This window comes from Lysinibacillus odysseyi 34hs-1 = NBRC 100172 (genome assembly GCF_001591965.1).
GTDB classification, from domain to species: Bacteria; Bacillota; Bacilli; order Bacillales_A; family Planococcaceae; genus Lysinibacillus_B; species Lysinibacillus_B odysseyi.
This window is the reverse complement of sequence record NZ_BCVX01000011.1, coordinates 89395-111912: the sequence shown is the minus strand read 5'-3', so window position 1 is coordinate 111912 and position 22518 is coordinate 89395. Positions and strand designations below refer to the sequence as shown.

The window sequence follows — 22518 nt, the reverse complement described above, 5'->3', positions numbered from 1 at the left end:
GTTCAACTACTTATAAAAGCCTCCTTCCTGCGCACATTAGCTCTAGGAGGTGATAATCCATGAGCAAAAACAACAGAAAAACAATGAACGAACGGACGCATAACCCTTTTGAAACGTATAAACATCTGCATCGCAATACGACGAGCCACGATCGTAATCCAGAGGACAATACAGCGGAGTTCGCTGAGGAATTCGACTCAAAGTTAAAAAATAAAAATAATAAAACGAACCACGATAAAAATCAGCAGTCAAATAAAAATAAATAATCGGCCTCTTTAAAAAAGGTACGGAAATGATATCACACTCATTTCCGTACCTTCTTCTTTTTATTTCCTATCCGCGGTACTTCATTGTCAGTCCCTTTAAAAAGCTCCGGGCAAACCGATCTCCGCATTCTTTGTAGTTTTTATGGTCTGGACTGCGGAGAATCGCCCCCAATTCACCTTTAGATACAGTGACGCCTCCTTCATAAAGCAAGTCAAGCACATCCTCGCTCGTCAGCTGCAGAGCAATCTTTACCTTCTTCAGCAGCATATTATTTGAGCTCTCCTTGCCTGAAGCCGGGATCACTTCTTTAATATTGCCTTCCTTATCCTTTTGCGGTCCGCGTTTGAACGTAATGAACCCGTTCAAAAAGGCTTCCAATGTTTTATTGTTCACCTTTAAAAAGTTTTCCGGTGTTTCCTCGTCCTCTTTTACTTTGATCAGCATGTTCATTACATCTTCTTTTGTAAAATGCATGCCGCCAAGCTTAAACATTTCCACCATATCCACATTTTTTATATCCAGTGCATACCGTAAGCGGATTAAAATATCATTATTTGTCATTATTGTTCCTCCTGCACTTTCCCATTCGGCTCTATTATAACAGAGGGTTTCCCTTTTTAGATAGACCTGCCCCCTCTGTCATTTCAGCGGAAAGCTTGCAACCGGTTCATACTTGGGCTCCTGATCTAGGTTTGTTTTATATAGTACAACTTCATTTACCTGAAAAGATAAAGGGTTTTCCAGAAAAGGATTATATCGCTCTAACAGTACAGATGTAAATTCGTCTTCTGCCGCCCATTTCCTGGCTAATGTAATATGCGGATGGTACGGGCGGCTCTCTAACGTAAAACCTGCCTCTATACATTGCCGATACACCGTCTTCTGAAGGTCGTATAATCGTCTCTCTTTGCTTACACCGGCCCAGAAAATTCTTGGAGATTGTTTATTTCCAAATATATCAAGGCTTTTTATCTGCAACTGAAAGCCTGCTCCTCCCTTTAAAGACTCTCCCACTAACTGAATCACAGATGATAGCTGTTCTTCCCCAACTGAACCTAGGAAAGCGAGCGTAATATGATAATCTTCCCTATGTACCCAACGTTTAAATCGAAAAGTTGAAGTAGTCTTCATCATCTGATCGTGGATGATTTGTTTTACCGAATCAGGCAGTCGAACAGCGAAAAAATAATGTGTTGTAGTAGCCATCATGTACCTCATTTCTTTTATTTGAATAATGATCTTTGTATATTGCTGATTATCATATAAAAAGTTCAACTTGAAGAAGGAATCCCTCAAGTCGAACTTTTCTAAACCCTATTATAAAGGAAATTCGCGGTAGCCGCTTTGCACGCCAATCCATTTTACGGTTGTAAACTTTTCAATAGCCCATTCCCCATTAAAGCGTCCAACACCGGAATCTTTTTCACCGCCGAACGGAATATGCGCCTCATCGTTCACTGATTGGTCATTTATATGAATCATGCCTGTTTCAATTTTCATTGCCAGTTCTACGCCATGATGACGGTCTTCTGTAAAAATAGAGCCGCTTAATCCATATGGTGAACCATTCGCGATTTCGATTGCTTCCTCTTCATCCTCAAACTTTAAGATCGTAGCTATAGGACCGAAAATTTCCTTTTGGGCAATATCCATATCGTTCGAAACATTTCTTAATACAGTTGGCTGCATGAGGCATCCTTCTACTTTGCCTCCATAAATTAATTCCGCCCCTTGTTCAATACTTGTTTTCACAACTTCCTCAAGGCGATCCGCCTGCTCTTTATTGATGACCGGGCCTACAAATGTGGACTTATCAGCAGGATCTCCGTACGGTAATTTGCTCACTATTTTAATAAAGTGTTCAATAAACTCTTCATATATTTCCTTAGCAACAACGATACGGTTCAATGCCATACAAATCTGGCCTTGGTGAAGAAATTTCCCAAAAGCCGCTGCTTTGGCAGCCTTTTCGATATTTGCATCCTTTAAGACAATCATTACATTATTACCGCCTAATTCCAGCGCTACATCCTTCAAGTACTTGCCGGCCCTTTCTCCGATCCTTCTTCCTACTTCTGTAGATCCTGTAAAGGAAATAATTTTAGGAATCGGATGAAGGACAAATTCATCTCCGATTTCGGAACCCTTTCCTACCAGCACATTGACGAGCCCTTTTGGAAAGCCTGCCTTTTCAAACAGTGACCCAAAGATCAACCCAGAAGTTACCGGGGTATCCGAAGCAGGCTTGACGACAACAGTATTACCGGTCGCTAGTGCCGGGGCTACGGAGCGCATCGTTAAATGAAAAGGGAAATTCCATGGTCCGATAACAGCAACTACCCCTTTTGGTATACGATAAATCCGGTTTTCCTTATTTGGAAAGATAGAAGGAAAAATATAGCCCTTCATACGTGTTGGAAAAGACATCGATTCCTTGACAATCCCAAGTGCTGCATCGAATTCAATCATTGCTTTTATATGGGTGCTTCCTGATTCTTTAATGAGCCACTCGATTATCGTTTCTTTTTCCTCCAGCATGACATCCACTAGTTTTTGAAACAGCCCCTGCTTTTCAGCTACTGTTTTATTCGCCCACTCCGGCTGGGTCATATAGGCAGCCTCATATGCCTTATCCAAATCAGATTTATCAGCTGATCGAATTGTGAAAATCTCTTCCCCAGTATAGGGATTGATATTTTTAATCGTTTTCTCACTAGAGCCTACTTTCCATTCCCCATTAATATACTGCTTCGTGTAGGATGTATCCATAGCTTTTCCTCCTCTTATCATGGATGTTCTTCATCAATGTATAGTGTTAGCAAGAATAGCCAAGTTTATGTTATTACTTTCATTTTCGATAAAACAAAAAAGAGGTGGCCGAGAAGTCTCCCTGGAACACCTCCTTTACGATAAGAATGGTGATATATTGCTGCTGGAATACTATTATACAGCAGAATTTTATAATGATTCCCGGTAATAGGTTACACAATTGCGGCCGGCTTGTTTTGAATGGTATAGCGCCCGGTCAGCCGATTCAATCAGCTCCTCGGATACCTGATCTCCAGCTGGCCTGATAGTGGCTGCTCCTACACTCACTGTGACAAATTGATTGGTTGCAGAGGAATGGTGGGGTATTTTCAAATCCATCACGGCTTTTCTTACCTCCTCGGCTAAGTGCTGTACTTCTTGTTCCTCCTGGCTGACAAGAAGTATGGCAAACTCTTCCCCTCCATACCTTGCTGCTATGCTTAAACGATCGACATTATAGGAGTCCAGCATCTTGGAAATAACCTTCAGACAGTCATCCCCAGCCAAATGTCCATAAGTATCATTAAAATTTTTATAGTGATCTATATCAAACAGTATAAGAGACACGCTTGTGGAAGCCCGTTTAGCCAGGGTCCATTCCTTTTCTAACGTACTATTAAAATACCGTCTGTTGAAAAGCCCTGTCAGTTCATCATGATGGGCCTTCGTTTCAAGCAGGTCAATACTGACGGCCAGCTCTGCTCTCATCCTATCGATGTTGGAAATTAATGCTGCTAATTCATCATTCCCTTTATAGACAGGGATCGGCCTCGTAAATTCATGCTTGGCATAATAGGTTACACAATCATCCAGCTGGATAATCGGCCTGATGATCGATTTCAGCACCCTTATATTAAAAAGTAGATTAATACAAATAATAAACGAGCTTGTCAGCACCAAAGAGGCAAGGATAAATTTGATCCGCGTCTTCATTTTTTCCCTCACAACGCTTCTTTGCTGCTCAATATGTATAGAAAAGTCAGTCGATACTTGGCGGAATTCGTCAAGCGCCTGCTTAGCTTCCTCCATTAGACCCTTGTCCGGCTGCACCCCATTACGGGTAAGATCCACCAATATACCGCCATAATGCTCCTGCCAATAGGTTCCTATATCGATCACTTTTTTTATTTCCGTATCCAATGGTGAAAGGTTTGCTGTTTTTTGAAGAAGGGTCTCGGCGCTTTCCTTAAATATTTCCTCCCCTTTATAATATGGCTCCAAAAAGGCTTCCTCCCCCGTCAGATTATACCCTCTTTGGCCCGTTTCCTGGTCGATCAGTGATTCATACAGAAAATTATAAGCCTCATCAATACTGTCCAATACCCGTTGCCCTTGAATATTTTCATTCAAGGATTGCCGGATCCATATGGTAGCAACGATAATAAATAGAATAAGGATCACAGCAGAAAATATACTCGAATAGATTAATCTTTTTCCTAATTTGCCATAAGATCGCATATTCATCATGTTTAACCCACCTTTATAAAGAGCAGCAATTCCCCCCATCCCCATTAATCACAGCATGAGCTATTGCTAAACAATTTTTTATACTAACCTCTTAACTATACAATTTTTAGCAATTTTTTTAAATCTCTTATCCTTCATTCATTTCTTGAAGAACCATTCTTTAAATTCCATTAAAACCAGGAGTGCCACAGCACGCTATATAAATAGGTAGAAAACAGGCAGTTGAATGTCCATGGTCATTTTAGATTAGTTTACTGTGCTGTGCTTTCCTTCCCCCTCTCATTTTTTGAGGAATATCGGCTTATCCATGCTGGATCATATGATAAGTACGTTCCGCTCTCGTCCCGCATAAGATGAATTTAGATATTCGAGAAGGGATGGGAAAGTAATGTATTATCACCCTTGGATGTATGGCCCTCAATACCAATATCCTTCATCTGCCTATACACCTATGTATGATTATGGAGGACAGACAGACTACGGAAATATTTGGTATACTGCTAGTCAGTGGAATTATCCGCAGCAAACGATGAGCATAGAACCATTAAGGCTGAAAGATTATGGAGGACAGCCATTTGTCATAAATATTCAGCAAGCTTCCAGACAGAATAATACGTATCGAACGGCTTTATGGACAGGAAAGCATCTACAGGTGACACTGATGAGTATTAAGCCCGGAGAAGACATTGGACTGGAAATACATCCAGCTGTTGACCAGTTCCTTCGCATTGAGCAGGGGCAAGGAATTGTTCAAATGGGTAGCACAAGAGAGCATCTAGACTTTGTTAGAAACGTGCATGACAATGATGCGATCCTAGTACCCGCCGGCACATGGCATAACGTCACAAATACGGGGAATATCCCATTAAGGCTTTATTCAATCTATGCCCCTCCCCAACATCCATTCGGCACTGTCCACCCAACAAAAATGGATGCGATGAGAGAAGAGAAGGATCATTAGAAAACAAGATGAAAGGGGCAACCCAAGCCCCCCTTTCATTTCAAGTAAATCTCCCTCTTCTTTATGCCCGCATTCTCCTTATCCCTGTTCTGGCTTCATACTTTTGGCCAAATCAGCGAACTCTTCGATAGTTCCTCATCGAAAGATTCCTCAATCACAACATTCTCTTATACTATGTATTCCATTTTTTTCTGTCTCTTCTTTAGTAAGTTCGTACATAACCAGCTTGGCAAAAGAAAATCAGACAGGAAAAATTGCTGTATATTAAATTTCTTTCATTCTCATCAAGGTGTTCATATAGGTATGGAAGGAATTCCTGCTATTAAGTTATTTCACTATTATATAGGCTAAAACTACCTTTATTTTATAAATACCGCTTTCAGCCGTTTATTTACTTGAAGAAACAGGAAGATTAGACCAGATGAAAGGTATTTTCCAAATAAAGAAAAAAGATATAATTAGATACAAATATAATTTTCAGCAATAATATTTCAGGAGGATACTATGTCAGTACGGAAAAAAATCAATATCGGATTTATGACTGTCGAGTTTCTTGCTTTGTTATCGTTAGGCTTTGCTGCTTTCCAATTTTTCTCTTTAGACCGTAAAGTAGAAAAAGCGATTGATTCACAGATAGTTCAAATGCAAATAACACAATCGATCGAGGCTGTCCTTGCCAATCAAGGAATGTATGCATCGATATATGTAACAGAGCCATCAAAGGATAATTTAGAATCACTATCTAGTTATAGCAATCAACTAACAGCAAACATCGAGGAGCTTTCTCTCATGGCCCTCTCTAACGATATGCAGGAATATGTCAGTAAATTGTCCGACTATAATGAAACTATTCAGGGCTATGTCAGCGGGATTACCCGATCTGCTGCAGCTTCTAAAGGAGAGATCGCACAAAGGCAGCTGAAGAATGAATACATGGAAATGAAGGAGACAATGAGCAGCCTGACAGGTGAAATGGCCGACTATCTGCAAAAGGACATTGCACATCTATCAGATGAAGTAAATGACGCTACTCTTCTTTCTACTATCGTTTCAGGTATTTCCTTTATTTTCATCGTCATTATCGTGACAGCGTATCTTATTTTTGTCAGACGTTCTGTGACAAAGCCGCTGTCACAAGTAGTAGAACAGGCATCTATCATTGCAGGCGGGGATTTATCAAGACCGGATTATACCTATAAAAACAATGATGAAATTGGAAGCCTCGTAATTGAGTTCAATAAAATGAAACATAGTTTCCAGAAAATTATTTTTGATCTTCAGAAAAATTCAGCACACGTCAGTGAGTCGGCAAACACCCTTTTCAGTGCTACCGCCTCCATTACTGCTTCTACAGGGGAAGCTGCCGAAAACATTGCCGAAACATCACAAGCGGCCGGCAGCATGTCACAATCTACAAAAGAGATTGCCCAGGCGATGGATGAGACTGCGAGCGGTATTCAGCGAATCGCGGAGGCTACTCAGCTGCTGCATCAAAATGCTTTAGATATGAATGAGACCGCTGATTTTGGCATAGAGACAATCGTGACAGCCCAGCAGCAAATGAACACGATTAATGAATCTACAAGAACGATTTCACATTTAACCCGGAAGCTTAGTGAGCAGACGGATGAAATTGGTGAAATCACAAAGGTCATTACAGCGATTACAGAGCAAACAAATTTATTGGCTCTTAATGCAGCTATCGAAGCTGCACGTGCCGGAGAACATGGGAAGGGCTTTGCGGTTGTTGCAGATGAGGTAAGAAAGCTTGCTGAACAGTCCAAATTATCGGCAGAACAGATTGTGTCATTGATCGGCAATATCCATCACGATATGGAAAATGTCGAACAGGCTGTTTCCTCTGGACTCGTATCGGTATCAGAAGGTGTGGAAGTTATTCAAAAAGCAGGAACTGCCTTCGAGGAAATCACGGCCAATGTGACTTCATTGACAACACAAGTCGAGGAGGTATCAGCAACATCCCAGCAAATTTCAGCAAGCGCTGAAGAAGTCTCTGCTTCCATTAATGAAGTGGCAAGAGCAACTGAGCAGACTTCCGTTAATTTGCAGGTGATTTCCTCCACAACGGAAAAGCAATCCGCTACAATACAAAATGTCCATACTGTTTCAACCGAGCTCAGTCAAAATGCACAAGAGCTGGATAAAATAACAAAGCAATTTAAGCTTCCCTAGGAAAAATCCATAAGTTCAAAATAATAGCTCAACAACAAAGCTATGCGCCGGGTACCGACAAGGTTCCTGGCGCAACATTGTTATTTATTTAATACTTCGGTAACTTTTCTTCCCATCGTACGAATAAAGCATTGGTTTATCTTCTATGCATGTTTCCAGATGAACAGGGCGTCCCCAAAGCTGATAAATATAAGGCAGGACATACTCCAAATATTTCGGATCAAGTTCTGTTCCCTCATATCCATGCTTTAAATACAGTTCGCCGTTTTTAGCGAAATCCCCATTTTCCACCACAATATAAGGGAATCCCCCATTGACCCGCATGGAGACAAGCTGGTCACGGATGTGTTCGTAATCCTTGTTCGTTATCTTGTATTCATTGCCTTTCTTCTCGAATAAATAAAGGTCCTCCTGCTCTGCCAGCTCTTTTTTTAAATAGTTGCGGATAAATGAAATATCCGATTCTATCTCCCGTACTTCAAATATTTTTTCACGCCCCGAGTTAGGTTTTATCCCCGCTCTTTGCATCTCTGCGGTTGGTTGATCATATCGCTTTTCAATATCCTCAAAAATCTTCAACCCTAAATAATAAGGATTAATTGTTGTCTTCGATGGCTGGACGACCCCTGCGTTCAGCTTTGCAAATTCAATCGTTTCTGCTGCTGTTAAATCTAACTCACGCAAAATGCGCTGGTGCCAAAAGGACGCCCATCCTTCGTTCATAATTTTTGTTTCAAGCTGCGGCCAAAAATATAGCATTTCCTCGCGCATCATTGTTAAAATATCCCGCTGCCAGTCTTCTAGTTCCCTGCTGAATTGTTCGATGAATAACAGCAAATCCTTCTCTGGCTTTGGGGGGAACTTCTTTTTTTTCCTTCTTGGCAGCTCCTCCTTCTTTTCCTTATCATCCAGGCTCCAAAGATCATCATATACAGTTTTTGAGGTGTAAATTTCCTCCTCTTCTGCTTCCAGGTCATAATTTTCTATTAGCTGCTTTGGTCTTAAAATAGATGGGTCAATATGCTCCTGGATAGAGAGGACAGCATCAATAAACTGTTCCACCTCATCCTTTCCATACAGCAGTTCATAGTGGGCAATCCTTTCTGCTGTAGCAGTCATGCTTTCTACCATATCTCGTCTTGTATTAGAGAACCGGATATTATTTTTAAAGAAATCACAGTGTGCAAGGACATGGGCGATAATCAGCTTATTTTGGATAAGTGTATTCGTATCGAGCAAAAATGCATAACACGGGTTGGAATTAATGACAAGCTCGTATATTTGGCTTAAGCCTAAGTCATATTGCAGCTTCATCCGGTGAAATTGTTTGCCGAAGCTCCAATGCGTATAACGCGTAGGCATCCCGTACGCCCCAATTGTATAAATAATATCCGCAGGACAAATTTCGTAATGCATTGGATAAAAATCAAGCCCAAAGCCTTTCGCAATTTCAGTAATTTCATCGATAGCCCGGTGCAGTTCCTTTTCCATCAACTATATCCCCCCTCGATCATTGAGGTTCCCTGTCCCTACATAGAAGGGTCCTCATTTTTGAAAAAAGCCTTTAACGCTGGGTATACATCGCTTTTCTTTTTTAAAACGTAATGACGAAAATGCGGATTATCAATTTTACGGTAATTAGACATCATTGTAGAATAGCGGCCATGAGGATTGACTTCTCCATAACCGAACATACTTGATATTTTCATCAGCTCCTCAACATATTGCAGACATTTCTCATTGTCTGAAGATAAATTCTCTCCATCCGAGAAGTGAACCGGATAAATATTATATTTTTTAGGACTATATTTTTCTTTAATCAGCTCAAGAGCTTTTACATAGGCTGAGGAGCACATCGTCCCCCCGCTTTCCCCTTTCGTAAAAAATTCCTCCTCCGTCACGACTTTTGCTTCCGTATGATGGGCGATAAAAGCAATCTCCACGGTTTCATACTTGGAGCGCAAGAACCTAGTCATCCAGAAGAAAAAGCTCCTTGCACAATATTTTTCAAATTGTCCCATCGAGCCGCTCGTATCCATCATCGCCAGCACTACAGCTCTGGACTCCGGTTTTACCTCCTCATCCCATGTTTTAAAACGTAGATCGTCATTTTGAATGGGGGCAATCTGTGCTTTTCCGCTCAGCGCATTACGCCTGATGGCTGAAAGAATGGTCCGTTTCTTATCGATATTGCCCATTAGCCCTTTTTTTCGGATATCGTTAAACTCGATTTTTTCAGTAGGGATATCGGCTGTTTCTTTTTGCTGCAGGTTCGGTAGCTCCAGTTCGCTAAACAGCATATTTTCTACTTCCTCCAAGCTTACTTCCGCTTCATAATAGTCTTCCCCCGGGGCTTCTCCTGCCTCCTTGCCACGTCCCGCCCCCTGCTTTTGCTGGCCTCCATCTCGGCCCAGTACATCTCCAACTTTACTATCACCTTTTCCTTGGCCGACGTGCTTTGTCTTATCATGATTGTAGCGAATTTTATATTCATCCAATGACCGGATTGGAATCTTCAATACTTCCCGCCCATTGGACATAATAATGCTTTCCTCACTTATCAAATCCGGTAGATTGTTTTTAATTGCTTCTCTTACCTTTTCCATATGGCGCTGCTGATCCTGGTGGCCTTTGCGATGGAGTGACCAATCTTCTTTAGAGACGACGAAACGGTTATATTGATTTTCACTCATTTTTATCTTCCTCCATCCTTTTATTGTCCAGCTTTCCAACCAAAAAGGCCCTGTGCCAGAGGGGCGCTTTTTATATTCTATGAACACTTTTCAGATTTTTGCGACAAATTTAAGTAAGAAAAAAGAGCGCCCAAAAAAACATTGGGACACTCCAGTACATCATTTAGCGATTTAGCAGACTGCCTACATACTGCAATAATTCATTTGCCGATGTAGAATTATAGCCATGCTCATCAATTAATGTGGCAATTACCTCATTAATCTTTTTCAATTGCGATTCATCTGGCGTTTTTGTGGAAGTCGTAATTTTAACGACATCCTTCAAATCCGCAAACATCTTCTTTTGAATGGCCTCTCTCAATCTTTCATGGGAATCATATTCGAATCGTTTCCCTTTTCGGGCAAATGCCGAAAGCCGGATTAAAATCTCCTCACGGAATGCTTTTTTTGCATTTTCTGAAACACCAATCTGTTCTTCGATAGACCTCATCAGTTTTTCATCAGGATTCATTTCCTCGCCTGTGAGGGGGTCACGTATCCTATTTTTATTGCAGTAAGCCTCTACATTGTCGAGGTAATTGTTCATTAATGTTTTCGCTGATTCTTCATAGGAGTACACAAAGGCCTTTTGGACTTCATTTTTCGCGATTTCATCATATTCTCTTCTAGCAACCGCAATGTAATTCATATATTTTTCCCGGTCTTCCTGTGAAATGGACGCGTGCTGATCGAGCCCATCCTTCAGTGAACGAAGGACGTCCAAGGCATTGATGGACGGCACTTCCTTTCGGATAATAGCAGATGAAATCCGATTAATGACATAGCGTGGATCTATGCCATGCATACCTTCTGTCGGGTACTCCTTTTTTAACTCCTCCACATCAACTGCATTATAGCCCTCTACACTCTCGCCATCGTATAGACGCATCTTCTTTACTAAATCAATGCCCTGCTTTTTCGGAACTTCCAGCCTTGTCAGTACTGAAAAAATTGCCGCTGTTTTCAAAGCATGTGGTGCAATATGCACGTCTGCCATATCACTATCCCTGATCATCTTTTTATAGATGCGCTCCTCCTGGCTCACCTTTAAATTATAAGGAATAGGCATGACAATTATCCGGGAATGAAGAGCCTCATTCTTTTTGTTAGAAATGAAAGAGCGGTACTCTGTTTCATTCGTATGGGCAACAATCAGCTCATCTGCACTAATCAATGCAAAGCGCCCGGCTTTAAAATTTCCTTCCTGCGTTAGAGACAATAAATGCCAAAGGAATTTTTCATCTAACTTTAAAATTTCCTGAAACTCCATCATGCCCCGATTCGCTTTGTTTAGTTCCCCGTCAAAACGATAGGCACGTGGATCTGATTCAGAACCATATTCAGCAATCGTTGAAAAATCAATACTTCCCGTTAAATCCGCAATATCCTGTGATTTAGGATCTGATGGTGTAAATGTACCAATGCCGACACGTTTGTCTTCTGAGAAGAAAATACGCTCGACCATGACGTTTTCAATACGGCCGTCATATTCCTGCTCTAAGCGCATTGTGTTCAGCGGGGATAAGCTGCCTTCTATCCGGATCCCATACTCTTCATAAAAGTCTTCCCGTAAATGATGAGGAATGAGATGAAGCGGATCTTCATGCATCGGGCAGCCTTTAATGGCATAAATAGCACCCTCATCTGTACGTGAATATTGCTCTAAACCTCTTTTCAGCAGTGTGACAATTGTTGATTTCCCTCCACTAACAGGGCCCATCAATAACAATATACGTTTCCGGACATCAAGTCTTCTCGCAGCAGGATGGAAATACTCCTCCACTAATCGTTCCAATGCTGTTTCAAGTCCAAAAATTTCCTTGCCGAAAAAGTGGTACATTTTCTGACTGTCTCTTTCTTCTATCCCTGCACTCCTGATCATACTGTACACCCGTGAGTGAGCTGTCTGTGCAACTTCAGGGCGCTCCTTCACAATCTCCAAATACTCCCCAAACGTTCCTTCCCATTTCAAGCGATTTTCTTCTTCACGGTAACTTCTAGCCTTGTTTAAAATGCTGATAGCCATCCCTCCATTCAGGAGCATGTTTCTACCATATTATGAAGTGAGACAAAGTATGATACCTAAACATTGCGACAACTTGAAATAACGTTTAGAGGACAATGGATAATTTATTCATAAGAAGAGAAGGATTAAAGTGAAAAGAAAGGTATCTAACCAGTTATTTAAAATTTCTCCCCTTGCAAAAGGAGCATAGGCTTTTAAGATGGCTGGCTCATTGGCTACCTTTCTTGTCCCCTAAAAAAGATGGCCGGAAAATTTTATATTTCCGGCCATCTCAGCGTGAAGATATGTTTTATTCGTTTGAATGAATGCTTCTCTTTACTTGTTCAACATCTGTATTGCTGTAAGTTGCTGTCCCATGACCGCCTGTTTGAGCCAGAACTTCCAGTATTTCTTTATAGGATAATCCCGATTCTGCATTTTTTCTTTTTACTTCCTCTACATCGGTCCGGCCAAATTCCTCTTTATTATGGTTCATCCGTCAGCCTCCTTATTTTTTTGTTAGGGTGCCACAGAAAATGATTGTTATGACAATCGGCAATTAATTACGATCTTTTTTGTTTTTATCTACACGATGGTACTCGGAAATCTGAACCACTCTAACGTTTTTCGTATTCAGTTCATGATAAATGCCTCTACTATCCGTAAAGGAAATATATTGGTCACGTTCGTTCCTGATCAGCTCCTCTGCCTCTTCCTGGGAAGCTGTATGGATGAATCTTCTGACATAATGCTGCTCATCGAAAAAATAGGTGACTTTATATTCTTTCATATCCTTCTTCCTTTCATTTCCTTAGTATGCTTATTAACTTCCCCTATTTAGCGAAATATCCCCAGTCAGTTACTGCTGATTCACACAATTCTTATTCAAAGGCTATCCTCAAACTGTCCACTTCAATATAAATTCAGTCTTATTACTGATAGGTAAAATGCTGTTTTTCGTTTATTATATAGGTATACCTTTTTGACTATCAGGTATATCTTGCAAATATGAATGATAGGTGAATGAATATGAATTATCGAGTTTTATTATATTACCATTACACAACGATTGAAGATCCAGCTGCATTTGCACAGGAACATTTACAGCACTGTAAAGATCTTGGGCTAAAAGGACGGATCCTTGTAGCAGGCGAAGGGATTAACGGTACTGTGTCGGGAACCGTAGAACAGACAAATACCTATATGGAAATGATGAAGAACAATCCTTTATTTGACGGTATTGTCTTTAAAATTGATGAGACAGAGGGACATACGTTCAAAAAAATGCATGTACGTCCGCGTCCAGAGCTTGTTAACCTAAGCTTAGAGGATGACATCAACCCACATGAAATTACAGGTGAACATTTATCACCTGCTGATTTTTTTGAGCAGATGCAGCGTGAAGATACAGTCGTGCTGGATGTGCGTAACACATATGAATATGATGTTGGTCACTTCCGCGGGGCAATTCGTCCGGAAGTGGAAACATTCCGTGATACACCACAATGGGTGCGTGAAAACCGTCATTTATTTGAAGGCAAACGCGTGTTAACTTACTGCACAGGTGGTATACGATGTGAAAAATTCTCCGGCTGGCTGAAACGCGAAGGCTTTGAGGATGTTGCCCAGCTGCATGGCGGCATTGCAACATATGGTAAAGACCCTGTTGCAAAAGGACAACTTTGGGATGGTCAAATGTATGTATTTGACGAACGTTTAACTGTACCAATCAATCAAGTCGAGCATGTTATTGTCGGAAAAGACCACTTTGACGGTACACCTTGTGAACGCTACATTAATTGTGCTAATCCTGAGTGCAACAAGCAAATTCTTGCATCAGAGGAGAATGAAGCGAAGCATTTAGGAGGCTGTACAATTGAGTGTACAAAACACGAGCGAAACCGCTATATTGTAAAGCATGGCCTTTCTGCTGAGCATGTACAAGCAGCGATCGCTCAATTGGAAACAGAACTGCAGGCATAAATCCCTGCGGTCCGGGAAAGCAGCATGCAGGACAACTCCTGCATGCTCTTTTTTATATGATGTTCAATAAGCCTTTCTATGGCTATACATCCGTGCTTATCAGCTTATAGTCATTATCAAAAAAAGCATGAATGCGATGCCCTCCAAATAAGTCCCCATCGTTGTACTCACAATAGATCATGTCCGTTCCGACCTGAATATCACAAAGGAAGATGGCTTCCCCAAATGCTTCCTCGGTTATATCATACTCCCCTGCATCTACCGCATCCCAATCTAACTCTTCATCATCTTCATCATACTCAGGCCAAAACTCATTTTTATAATCTACTAACTTTTCTGCTATGGCTCTCTTTGCCTTTTGATCAAATTGTGCCAGGCAGACAAACAGATTTTCTGCTTTTTTTAGTAACCCGTAGGCGTCTTCCTGTCCGAAAGATATAAGTAGACTCCAACGTTTCCCTTCTTTCTCCAGCTCATACACTTTTCTTTCTTCTTTATAAGTAAACACACCTATCGATTCACTGATAATTGTTTTCTTCATGACAGCCTCTTTTCGTTCCCCGGCCAATAAATGACCGCACGGTATTCCAAAAATATATCGTTATAAAAACAAAGGCTTCGACCCAATACAGGGTCAAAACCGGAATTTTACCGTTATGATTTTTTACGTTCCTTTTTTGAAAGCGTTGTTTATATGTTAGTTGCAGGATTGCTGTTTTCTGGACGGACCCACTTCAATCCATCCTTAGGACCTTCTAACCTCAGTGTTTCTTTCCAATTTTCACGTTCATTCGTATCTCTATCCGTTTCAATAAAGTCATCGATCATCCATTTCTTTTCATCCTTGCTGTAAACAAGGTATAACTCTCGAATGAGCTCATAGGAGATATCTTCAAATTCAGGGTAGTCGATAAGCTTTAGCTTACGTGAATAAGCAACATAGGCTGTTACCTCGGCCGACCATTTCCCATCAAAATAATTAATCGTAAAATCATCTAAATTTAAAACCGCTTCATTATATTTCGAATGAAATTCCTCGATATAATCCGCTGTTTCCATGTAAGCTGAGTTAACTAGATCCTGGGAATAGGCCATTTCCTCATCTGTAGCATGCAAATTCGTAAATGATTCGAGATTAAACTCTGTCGTTTCAAAGACAGACATGTCGTAATTGAATGTATCAACAGCTGCTACTATATCATTCTTTGCTTTTTCATCCTGCTTCACGAGGCTTTTTGTATCTACGATATACGTAACCACATCGTTGCCCCACACATCTACTTTTTTCGTTTCCGTAAAATCCCCAAGGTCATTTTTTACAGACAATACAATGGAATACGTTCCCGGAAGGAAAGGGCCATACAAACCATCGGCATTTTCTTCAAAGTTTACTTTTGACTTATCAATATTGAAATTGACTGTATCATCCTCATGCTGACCTGTCACTTGGATAGAAGTCGTTTTCACGAGCAGCTGATACTCTTTTTTCAGTCCCTTTTTTTTGCCCGCTATGAGACTGATTGGCTGATTCGTTTTTGTGTAATCTTTTTTTTCCAGCTGCTTTTGCAGACTCTCTTTAATTGTTTGGTAACTATGATTGTTTTCTTTTAAATAAGCAACAAGAGCTGCTGTAGACTGATTATCTACAGCAGTCTCTGATTTATCTGGAACAATGAGATCTTTCAGCAGGTTAGGCTTCTCTTCTTCAATCGCCGTTTCAAATTGCGCAACAATTTTCTCCGGGCTATTAAGCTGGCTTACAAAGAAAATAATACCTACACCGAGAATCATTACCGAAACAACAGATAAAGCGATAATTAGGATTGCTTTTTTAGACATACGTAATCGCTCCTTAATAGCTCCGGCCTTTTGCAAAAACATCCACTATTTCTTCACTGTTGTAATGATCACCATTAACTGTCCATTTGCCGTCTTTTTCAACCATTTGAATTTCCAATGGTCGCTTAGCATTTTTTATCTCTAATGAATTGATGATGGAATCTAATTTTGAATATGCATATTCATCACGTTTTTTCCCATCATATTCACCTGTATTATCGAGATACTCCTCGCGGTAATCACTAATCTTATCATATAAATCTCCTAATGGAAGAGAGGAATATTCCAGCTTCACTTTCGCTTTTCCATTGGCATTTGCTATTGTAGCAGCCTTTACTTCTACTTTTTGTGCCATGGCTGTTTTATAAATAGCATATTGTTTTGCTGCCTCTTCTTTGGAGACTTCTAAATCATAGAATGAATCATCGATTACCTCTTTAAATGAATTGAGTCCTGCATCCTGGAGCGCCTGCTTATCAGCAGCCACCAGCTTCTCATAATCTACATTTTCTTTATCCAAATAGATTGTTTCAATATAGGCAGCTAATGCCTTTGCCGGGTCATCGAGATGATCAAAGCTTTCCGTATATTCGGATGTATTAAATTCTACACTGACCTCTTTTCCTTCTTTTGTTTCTCCCATTACAAACGGTTTGACGCCTATTTCATATTCTTTCTCTTTTTCAGCCTGGAAAATGATTGTAACTTCCTTTGACTTTCCGGCACCGATGTCACCGCCCGGAGAAGAGTCAAATCCTAATTCTGTATCATAGACAGGTTCGATTGTCAGCTGCTTGTCGCCATCGTATACTTTAATTTCAGAATAGGAAGAAACAGTTATTGTTGAATCTGATTTATTTTTAATATTCAGTGTCACTGCAATCGGGTTTTTCTCAGCTTCACTATCAATCGATTGTCCTTGATCTCCAAGTAAAACAAATGACGCTTTCTCAACCTCTACTTCCACTTTCGATCCTCCTGCTCCTGTAGAAGAAGAGCAGCCTGCCAAAGCAATCATGAGTATTAATAATAATGATAAAAATCCTAATTTCTTCATCTTGCTAAATCCTCCTCACCCACTAACATTGGGTTAGTTATACAATTCAGGTTTCAATATATTAAATTGTTGAAACTTTAGTCAATGTGTCGATAGGAGTACGCAATTTATGACAAAAAAAGGATTTTGTTAAAATGAGTTGGAAATCAAGAAGAGGACAATCAATATTTATTAAAACTGCCATAGGAAGAATGAAGTGGAAAGGTACTAAAACACTACTAATACATTAGAAAAGTACTTATTCTCATTAGGCAATAATTTTCACATGCAAGGGGTAATTTCCTGTAAAGCACACTATACAAGCTATCACCATTTACTTGTTGTTCCGGTCACAAGTAAACAGGTTGCCGTTTTTTGTAAAATACACATACCCTTTTCATTACCTCAAGGAAAATACAGCTTGCAATAGGCATATACCTCCCATCTGACGTATATAACCTTCATAATATAATCTACAAATGGCTTTATGTATATTTTTCTATAGAAAGGGGACCAATTATGTATTACTTCTATCAGCCACATCATTACCCATTTCCTTATGGACAGACTGCCTATCACTCCTTGCCTGTTTCTCCTTCCACACATTTCGAATTTTTGAGCCAGCCTATAGCACAGCGAAATACCGGCACTGCTAAGCCAAATTCTTTACCTTCGGGGGGACAGTCTCCTGTATATCCAGCTGTTAACCCGGATTATTTATATGAATCGGCTCAAAGCTCTCGTCAACTACTGTCTGAAGCAAGTATACTGCTCAATCATTTAGCTGCTTCAAAAGACTTTGATCATAAGCTGATGGAGGCTGCTCAACGCTCTGATACAAGCGAAGTTAAACGTTTAATCCGTTCTCTCGGCATCACGTCAGACGTAGATATCCGGTATAATCCTGATAGCCTGCATGTCGAGTTCATTTCAAAAGCAAGAGGTCTAGACTGTTGCCGATTGACAATCGCACTGCGTTGGCACTAAACAGCAAAGGGTTCTTGTGTTATCCTTTGTCCGTACATTGACCTATGTTCTACTCTCTCTTTTTCTTTTCCTCCTACTCTTTATGGATAAAACAGTCACTTCCTGGGCTATTGAAGGGAAGCAAAAATAAATTCCTCTCAAAGGATTTAACTTCAATTTCCTAGAGTAGCTTCACTAGAATAGATAGAAAGTACTTAATTATACAAAATATTCATATTCTGTATTTAATTGTTATACAATTATTTTAGCTGTTTATCCTTTTTACTACTCTTCAATACTATCAAGCTTTAGGAGGGAATCGATGGATCAGACAAGCAGCAGCCATAAACCTGTAAAAGACCGGATTCAACACAGCGCCGAGGAGAATTCTATCCCTTTTTCTTCCTCTGAAAAAACAGTAAAACCTAGTGATTCGTTTTTTTCTAACTTTAATAACTCTTCTGGGAAAGATGATACCGAAGATCTGTTAGGGGTATTTGTGAATGAAGATGGACAAGCATACTATCTAAAAAAATGGGCAAAGGCAAGGCCTACCTGGAACTGGGCCGCATTCTTTTTATCTTTATGGTGGTTAGCCTACCGGAAAATGTACATACCGTTTATCGCTATTTTAGGAGCTTTCTTATTTCTCCGTATCATAACAGCATTGTTTCATCTTGATTTCAGTAAAGTAGATGGACTTTTAAGGTTAGCAGTTATGATTTTGCTCGGTATATATGGCAATTCCATTTATCATCAGCATGCACTGAAAACGATTGCCAAATATAAAAATAGCGGGGAAGGCAAGGAAGTAGTTAAAGAGCGCATTGCTGCAAAGGGCGGCGTCGGCTTTGAGAGCTTTTTGCTTTGCAACGTAATGATCATTCTTTATGTAATCATTGCAGGGATGTTGTAGTACTCAAAGAAATAAAAATACTAAAAAGGAAGCGTTACAGAAATCATTACTCTTCTGGACCGCTCCCTTTTCTTTGTTATAGTAATTGGTAAAACAGACCATGTTGTGTACAGTACCAAAGCAGCGTGCCGTGTTTTCGCATAGGCAAGCGTGTTTGTAATGCCCATTCCGGGTACTGCTTGATAATGTGTACCTGGTCTCCCGTTGCAAAAGCGATAAAAGAAATATAATGATCCTTGTTCATCGGATGATCGCTTGAAATAAACCATTCGCCGTCCACTTGTGAAACATCAAGCTTTTCTTCCACTGGCGCTTTTGTTGGAACACACGCCTCTAATTTTCTGCCACAGCAAGAGATTGCTGCATTCCCTGTAGATAAAACAATATTATAACAAGACGGGCAAACAAAATAGTTCGACTTTTTCATATTTCCTCCTACAAAATCATTAGTAATAAGTTCACCGACTAATATATCCTCTATATTTATGCCAAGGAGAGCAGATAACTCCGGTAGCAAAGACACATCCGGACATCCCTGACCACGTTCCCATTTTGAAATAGTTCGATCAGAAAGATGCATTTGCTCTGCTAATTCTTTTTGTGTCAGCCCTTTTTCCTTCCGTAAAGCAGCAATCAAACTACCGATTTTGCTGTAATTCATCTGTTCACCTCCAATTACCTTCATCATAGTTGCTAATTGCCTTTCCGGCAACAAACGCTCCGTAGAGTAAAAAAGACCGTAAACAACTTGAGCAGTTCAAGATGTCTACAGTCTTATTAAAACTTTGTTTATAGTAACCGGAAAATCCATAGCTTCCCATTAAGTAAAAGTGTATGTTCTTTCAGCTTGAATGAACATATTATATCATTACTTTTTACTATCTCCATAAAGCGTCTCTTCAGCCAGTTGAGCTAACTCTTGAGCCTTTGTACTAATTTCCTGAATAGTAGCTGAGAATTCTTGGATGGAACCTGACTGTGTCTCAGTCAAGGAATCGATTTCCCCAAAGGCTTCATTTAATGTGATGAGAAGTCCATGAATATTTTTTGTGATATCGTTAATCTGATTCACGTTTTCTTTCGAATTCGTTGCAAGCTTGCGAATTTCATCTGCCACTACTGAAAAACCTTTCCCCACTTCTCCTGCACGTGCCGCTTCAATAGCAGCATTTAGCCCTAAGAGATTACTTTGGTCAGATATTCCCTTTACTACGGAAGAAATTTCGCCGATTTGATTCGCACTTGCGCTGACATCCTTCATTTGGCCTGTAACGTCCGTTACACGGTCAGCAAGACGGGTAACGGATTCACTTATATCCTCGATTGAAGCCGCTGTTTGTTCCACGATTGCAGAAAAGCTTTCAGCCATTTCAAATAACTTATTTGCCTTCTCCAGGCTTGTCCCGATTCCTACTCCACCGATTACCCTGCCTTGGTCATCATGCAGCGGAAGAGCACGTGCAATTAACGGAAACCCGAATAATTCTTTCGGAAGTGTTGCTGATAAAGGACGGTTTGTTTTAATAGCATTCGTGACAATATCCCCTTCAACTAGTGGATCACCCGGACTTACATTTAAAGAAAAGGTTTTTCCCGGGATATTGATAATCAGCTTCTCTGTATCATAAATTCCTACGGTAATATCATCATGGATTAGTTCATTCAGTAATGGAGCTATTTTTACAAATGCATGTATTACTTCATGTTGTGACATCGCTTTTTACTCTCTTTCCCATTAATAAGGTAAATTTCTTTGTCCGTAATTTACGGAGATCCATTTTAGTGTTGTAAACTCTTCAAGGCTCCACTCACCGTTCAAGCGGCCTATGCCAGATTGTTTCTCACCACCAAATGCTACAATCGGTTCATCATTAATTGTTAAATCATTTACGTGAATCATACCTGTGTGCACTTTTTTGGCCAGCTCTACACCGCGTTCCAAATTAGATGTATGAACAGCTCCACTTAAGCCGAAACGGGTATTATTGGCGATATCGATTGCCTCTTCCTCTGTTTCGAATGGAATAACGCATACTACCGGCCCGAATAGCTCTTCCTGTGAAACGCTCATGTCAGTTGTTACATCTGCTAAAATCGTTGGTTCAAGCAATCTGCCATGAACATTTCCTTTAAGAAGCGGAGTTGCACCTTCTGAAATCCCCTTTTCGATCAAAGCTTCAAGATTTTTTGCCTGGCGGTCATTAATGACAGGACCGATAATTGTCTGTGGATCTCTCGGATCGCCAACTGTAAGACTAGCTACCTTTTGAGCATATTTTTCGGTGAACTCATTGTAAATTGATTTTTGGACAAGAATTCTATTAGCAGACATACAAATTTGTCCTTGATGAGTAAATCGGCTAAATGTCGCAGCATTTACAGCATAATCGATATCTGCATCCTCCAATACGATAAAGGCACTGTTTCCACCTAATTCCAATAACGGTTTTTTAAAGTTTTTAATAGCTAGCTGACCTATATAGCTTCCTACTTGTGTAGATCCCGTGAAGGAAATGATTCTAGGGATTGGATGCTCTACAAATGCATCCCCGATTTCTTTAATATCCGCTACAACTACATTAATCAGACCTTTAGGAACACCAGCCTCCTCAAAGATTTTCCCGATTAATGTACCGCCCATAATCGGCGTATCTTCATGCGGCTTTAGCACAACACCATTTCCCGCTCCTAGTGCAGGTGCTACCGATTTCATTGACAAAAAGAATGGGAAATTAAATGGGCTGATTACACCTACAACGCCTGCTGGAATGCGGTAAAGTCTATTTTCCACATCATCTATTGTCGAAGGAAGGATTTTCCCTTCCATTCTTAATGGGAAAGTAGCTGCTTCTTTAATAATATTCTTTACAAGACCAATCTCGAATGCGGCCTTCAATCTTGTACCACCAAGCTCATCCATAATAATAGAAGTGATCTCTTCTTCATGCGTCTCAATATATTTAACCGCGTTTTCCAGAATATCACGCTTCTTATACGGATTCACTTTATCCCACTCTTGCTTGGCTTTCTCTGCTGCCTGATATGCAAGATCTATATCTTGGATGTCAGCTAATTTGTATGTATTAATTACTTGATCGTTATAGGGATTGATATTATTTAAAAGCGTATCGCTTTGTCCATCTCTCCATTCCCCATTTATAAACTGTTTTCCTAACATTTCGATATTCATATGCTAACCTCCAGGATAAAAATAACAATTACTCTTTAAATATCGTCATAATTGGGAAAGACTTTACTTAAAAACCCTAATGCAAATTACCTAAAAAGGAATATAATAGTATTCCTGTAGATGAGTGCTTTTCTATTAAAAAACAGAAATAGCCC

Annotated in this window: 21 protein-coding genes; 6 read left to right on the top strand and 15 right to left on the bottom strand. The window is 40.1% G+C overall.

Annotated features, from left to right (window positions below; all coding sequences use genetic code 11):
• The first annotated feature begins 59 nt into the window (after positions 1–59).
• Positions 60–266, top strand: coding sequence for a hypothetical protein (locus BOD01S_RS17270; protein WP_036151756.1), 207 nt, complete (start codon positions 60–62; stop codon positions 264–266).
• Positions 267–333: 67 nt separating this feature from the next.
• Here the strand turns inward: BOD01S_RS17270 and BOD01S_RS17265 are convergent, their stop codons facing one another.
• The 4 genes from BOD01S_RS17265 to BOD01S_RS17250 all read right to left on the bottom strand — a co-directional run bounded on the left by BOD01S_RS17265 (position 334) and on the right by BOD01S_RS17250 (position 4542).
• The gene (locus tag BOD01S_RS17265) at positions 334–828 is read right to left on the bottom strand and encodes a YehS family protein (RefSeq protein WP_036151754.1); all 495 of its coding nucleotides are present in this window, start codon (positions 826–828) and stop codon (positions 334–336) included.
• A gap of 78 nt (positions 829–906) precedes the next feature.
• The gene (thpR, locus tag BOD01S_RS17260) at positions 907–1473 is read right to left on the bottom strand and encodes an RNA 2',3'-cyclic phosphodiesterase (RefSeq protein WP_036151752.1); all 567 of its coding nucleotides are present in this window, start codon (positions 1471–1473) and stop codon (positions 907–909) included.
• A gap of 111 nt (positions 1474–1584) precedes the next feature.
• A complete protein-coding gene (locus BOD01S_RS17255) occupies positions 1585–3036 on the bottom strand; it encodes an aldehyde dehydrogenase family protein (RefSeq protein WP_036151750.1) in 1452 nt (483 codons plus the stop codon).
• A 189-nt stretch (positions 3037–3225) separates the two neighbouring features.
• Positions 3226–4542 (bottom strand): diguanylate cyclase domain-containing protein, encoded by a 1317-nt coding sequence (locus BOD01S_RS17250; protein ID WP_052124722.1) that lies wholly within the window; start codon positions 4540–4542, stop codon positions 3226–3228.
• Between the two features lie 388 nt (positions 4543–4930).
• Here BOD01S_RS17250 and BOD01S_RS17245 point away from each other — a divergent pair, with 388 nt between their 5' ends.
• Both BOD01S_RS17245 and BOD01S_RS17240 read left to right on the top strand, forming a co-directional pair.
• Positions 4931–5503 (top strand): cupin domain-containing protein, encoded by a 573-nt coding sequence (locus BOD01S_RS17245; protein ID WP_036151748.1) that lies wholly within the window; start codon positions 4931–4933, stop codon positions 5501–5503.
• A gap of 504 nt (positions 5504–6007) precedes the next feature.
• Positions 6008–7696: a methyl-accepting chemotaxis protein gene (locus BOD01S_RS17240; protein ID WP_036151746.1), complete on the top strand. Its 1689-nt coding sequence runs from the start codon at positions 6008–6010 to the stop codon at positions 7694–7696.
• An 84-nt stretch (positions 7697–7780) separates the two neighbouring features.
• On the opposite strand, the gene BOD01S_RS17235 is transcribed toward BOD01S_RS17240, so the two are convergent.
• The 5 genes from BOD01S_RS17235 to BOD01S_RS17215 form a co-directional block, all read right to left on the bottom strand.
• On the bottom strand, positions 7781–9187 hold the full coding sequence (locus BOD01S_RS17235; RefSeq protein ID WP_036151744.1) for a SpoVR family protein: 1407 nt from the start codon (positions 9185–9187) through the stop codon (positions 7781–7783).
• A gap of 38 nt (positions 9188–9225) precedes the next feature.
• Complete coding sequence (yhbH, locus tag BOD01S_RS17230; protein ID WP_036151741.1) at positions 9226–10389, bottom strand: sporulation protein YhbH; 1164 nt, start codon at positions 10387–10389, stop codon at positions 9226–9228.
• Positions 10390–10552: 163 nt separating this feature from the next.
• Positions 10553–12448: a PrkA family serine protein kinase gene (locus BOD01S_RS17225; protein WP_036151858.1), complete on the bottom strand. Its 1896-nt coding sequence runs from the start codon at positions 12446–12448 to the stop codon at positions 10553–10555.
• Positions 12449–12743: 295 nt separating this feature from the next.
• Positions 12744–12929 (bottom strand): hypothetical protein, encoded by a 186-nt coding sequence (locus BOD01S_RS17220; protein ID WP_036151738.1) that lies wholly within the window; start codon positions 12927–12929, stop codon positions 12744–12746.
• Positions 12930–12992: 63 nt separating this feature from the next.
• A complete protein-coding gene (locus tag BOD01S_RS17215) occupies positions 12993–13223 on the bottom strand; it encodes a hypothetical protein (RefSeq protein WP_036151735.1) in 231 nt (76 codons plus the stop codon).
• A gap of 239 nt (positions 13224–13462) precedes the next feature.
• Between BOD01S_RS17215 and trhO the strand changes: the two genes are divergently transcribed.
• The gene (gene trhO / locus BOD01S_RS17210) at positions 13463–14416 is read left to right on the top strand and encodes an oxygen-dependent tRNA uridine(34) hydroxylase TrhO (RefSeq protein WP_036151733.1); all 954 of its coding nucleotides are present in this window, start codon (positions 13463–13465) and stop codon (positions 14414–14416) included.
• A gap of 82 nt (positions 14417–14498) precedes the next feature.
• Here the strand turns inward: trhO and BOD01S_RS17205 are convergent, their stop codons facing one another.
• From BOD01S_RS17205 to BOD01S_RS17195, 3 genes are all read right to left on the bottom strand, one after another.
• Positions 14499–14957, bottom strand: coding sequence for a DUF2262 domain-containing protein (locus tag BOD01S_RS17205; protein WP_036151731.1), 459 nt, complete (start codon positions 14955–14957; stop codon positions 14499–14501).
• Between the two features lie 149 nt (positions 14958–15106).
• A complete protein-coding gene (locus BOD01S_RS17200) occupies positions 15107–16255 on the bottom strand; it encodes a TcaA second domain-containing protein (protein WP_036151728.1) in 1149 nt (382 codons plus the stop codon).
• Between the two features lie 13 nt (positions 16256–16268).
• Entirely contained in the window at positions 16269–17312 is a 1044-nt protein-coding gene (locus tag BOD01S_RS17195) for a DUF5105 domain-containing protein (protein ID WP_052124721.1), read from the bottom strand.
• Between the two features lie 498 nt (positions 17313–17810).
• Here BOD01S_RS17195 and BOD01S_RS17190 point away from each other — a divergent pair, with 498 nt between their 5' ends.
• The gene (locus BOD01S_RS17190) at positions 17811–18278 is read left to right on the top strand and encodes a hypothetical protein (RefSeq protein ID WP_052124720.1); all 468 of its coding nucleotides are present in this window, start codon (positions 17811–17813) and stop codon (positions 18276–18278) included.
• Positions 18279–18579: 301 nt separating this feature from the next.
• Entirely contained in the window at positions 18580–19173 is a 594-nt protein-coding gene (locus BOD01S_RS17185; protein ID WP_036151726.1) for a DUF2628 domain-containing protein, read from the top strand.
• Between the two features lie 76 nt (positions 19174–19249).
• On the opposite strand, the gene BOD01S_RS17180 is transcribed toward BOD01S_RS17185, so the two are convergent.
• The 3 genes from BOD01S_RS17180 to BOD01S_RS17170 all read right to left on the bottom strand — a co-directional run bounded on the left by BOD01S_RS17180 (position 19250) and on the right by BOD01S_RS17170 (position 22363).
• Complete coding sequence (locus BOD01S_RS17180; protein WP_244887328.1) at positions 19250–19861, bottom strand: helix-turn-helix domain-containing protein; 612 nt, start codon at positions 19859–19861, stop codon at positions 19250–19252.
• Between the two features lie 180 nt (positions 19862–20041).
• Positions 20042–20887 carry a methyl-accepting chemotaxis protein gene (locus BOD01S_RS17175; protein WP_036151722.1) on the bottom strand — a complete coding sequence of 282 codons (846 nt, stop codon included), beginning with the start codon at positions 20885–20887 and terminating at the stop codon, positions 20042–20044.
• A gap of 21 nt (positions 20888–20908) precedes the next feature.
• Positions 20909–22363, bottom strand: coding sequence for an aldehyde dehydrogenase family protein (locus tag BOD01S_RS17170; RefSeq protein ID WP_036151720.1), 1455 nt, complete (start codon positions 22361–22363; stop codon positions 20909–20911).
• Between the last annotated feature and the right edge of the window lie 155 nt (positions 22364–22518).

Bases quoted from the DNA above. Each gene is read 5' to 3' on its own strand.
- BOD01S_RS17270 (WP_036151756.1), top strand. From the start codon at position 60: ATGAGCAAAAACAACAGAAAAACAATGAACGAACGGACGCATAACCCT.
- BOD01S_RS17265 (WP_036151754.1), bottom strand. From the start codon at position 828: ATGACAAATAATGATATTTTAATCCGCTTACGGTATGCACTGGATATA.
- thpR (WP_036151752.1), bottom strand. From the start codon at position 1,473: ATGGCTACTACAACACATTATTTTTTCGCTGTTCGACTGCCTGATTCG.
- BOD01S_RS17255 (WP_036151750.1), bottom strand. From the start codon at position 3,036: ATGGATACATCCTACACGAAGCAGTATATTAATGGGGAATGGAAAGTA.
- BOD01S_RS17250 (WP_052124722.1), bottom strand. From the start codon at position 4,542: ATGATGAATATGCGATCTTATGGCAAATTAGGAAAAAGATTAATCTAT.
- BOD01S_RS17245 (WP_036151748.1), top strand. From the start codon at position 4,931: ATGTATTATCACCCTTGGATGTATGGCCCTCAATACCAATATCCTTCA.
- BOD01S_RS17240 (WP_036151746.1), top strand. From the start codon at position 6,008: ATGTCAGTACGGAAAAAAATCAATATCGGATTTATGACTGTCGAGTTT.
- BOD01S_RS17235 (WP_036151744.1), bottom strand. From the start codon at position 9,187: ATGGAAAAGGAACTGCACCGGGCTATCGATGAAATTACTGAAATTGCG.
- yhbH (WP_036151741.1), bottom strand. From the start codon at position 10,389: ATGAGTGAAAATCAATATAACCGTTTCGTCGTCTCTAAAGAAGATTGG.
- BOD01S_RS17220 (WP_036151738.1), bottom strand. From the start codon at position 12,929: ATGAACCATAATAAAGAGGAATTTGGCCGGACCGATGTAGAGGAAGTA.
- BOD01S_RS17215 (WP_036151735.1), bottom strand. From the start codon at position 13,223: ATGAAAGAATATAAAGTCACCTATTTTTTCGATGAGCAGCATTATGTC.
- trhO (WP_036151733.1), top strand. From the start codon at position 13,463: ATGAATTATCGAGTTTTATTATATTACCATTACACAACGATTGAAGAT.
- BOD01S_RS17205 (WP_036151731.1), bottom strand. From the start codon at position 14,957: ATGAAGAAAACAATTATCAGTGAATCGATAGGTGTGTTTACTTATAAA.
- BOD01S_RS17200 (WP_036151728.1), bottom strand. From the start codon at position 16,255: ATGTCTAAAAAAGCAATCCTAATTATCGCTTTATCTGTTGTTTCGGTA.
- BOD01S_RS17195 (WP_052124721.1), bottom strand. From the start codon at position 17,312: ATGAAGAAATTAGGATTTTTATCATTATTATTAATACTCATGATTGCT.
- BOD01S_RS17190 (WP_052124720.1), top strand. From the start codon at position 17,811: ATGTATTACTTCTATCAGCCACATCATTACCCATTTCCTTATGGACAG.
- BOD01S_RS17185 (WP_036151726.1), top strand. From the start codon at position 18,580: ATGGATCAGACAAGCAGCAGCCATAAACCTGTAAAAGACCGGATTCAA.
- BOD01S_RS17180 (WP_244887328.1), bottom strand. From the start codon at position 19,861: ATGATGAAGGTAATTGGAGGTGAACAGATGAATTACAGCAAAATCGGT.
- BOD01S_RS17175 (WP_036151722.1), bottom strand. From the start codon at position 20,887: ATGTCACAACATGAAGTAATACATGCATTTGTAAAAATAGCTCCATTA.
- BOD01S_RS17170 (WP_036151720.1), bottom strand. From the start codon at position 22,363: ATGAATATCGAAATGTTAGGAAAACAGTTTATAAATGGGGAATGGAGA.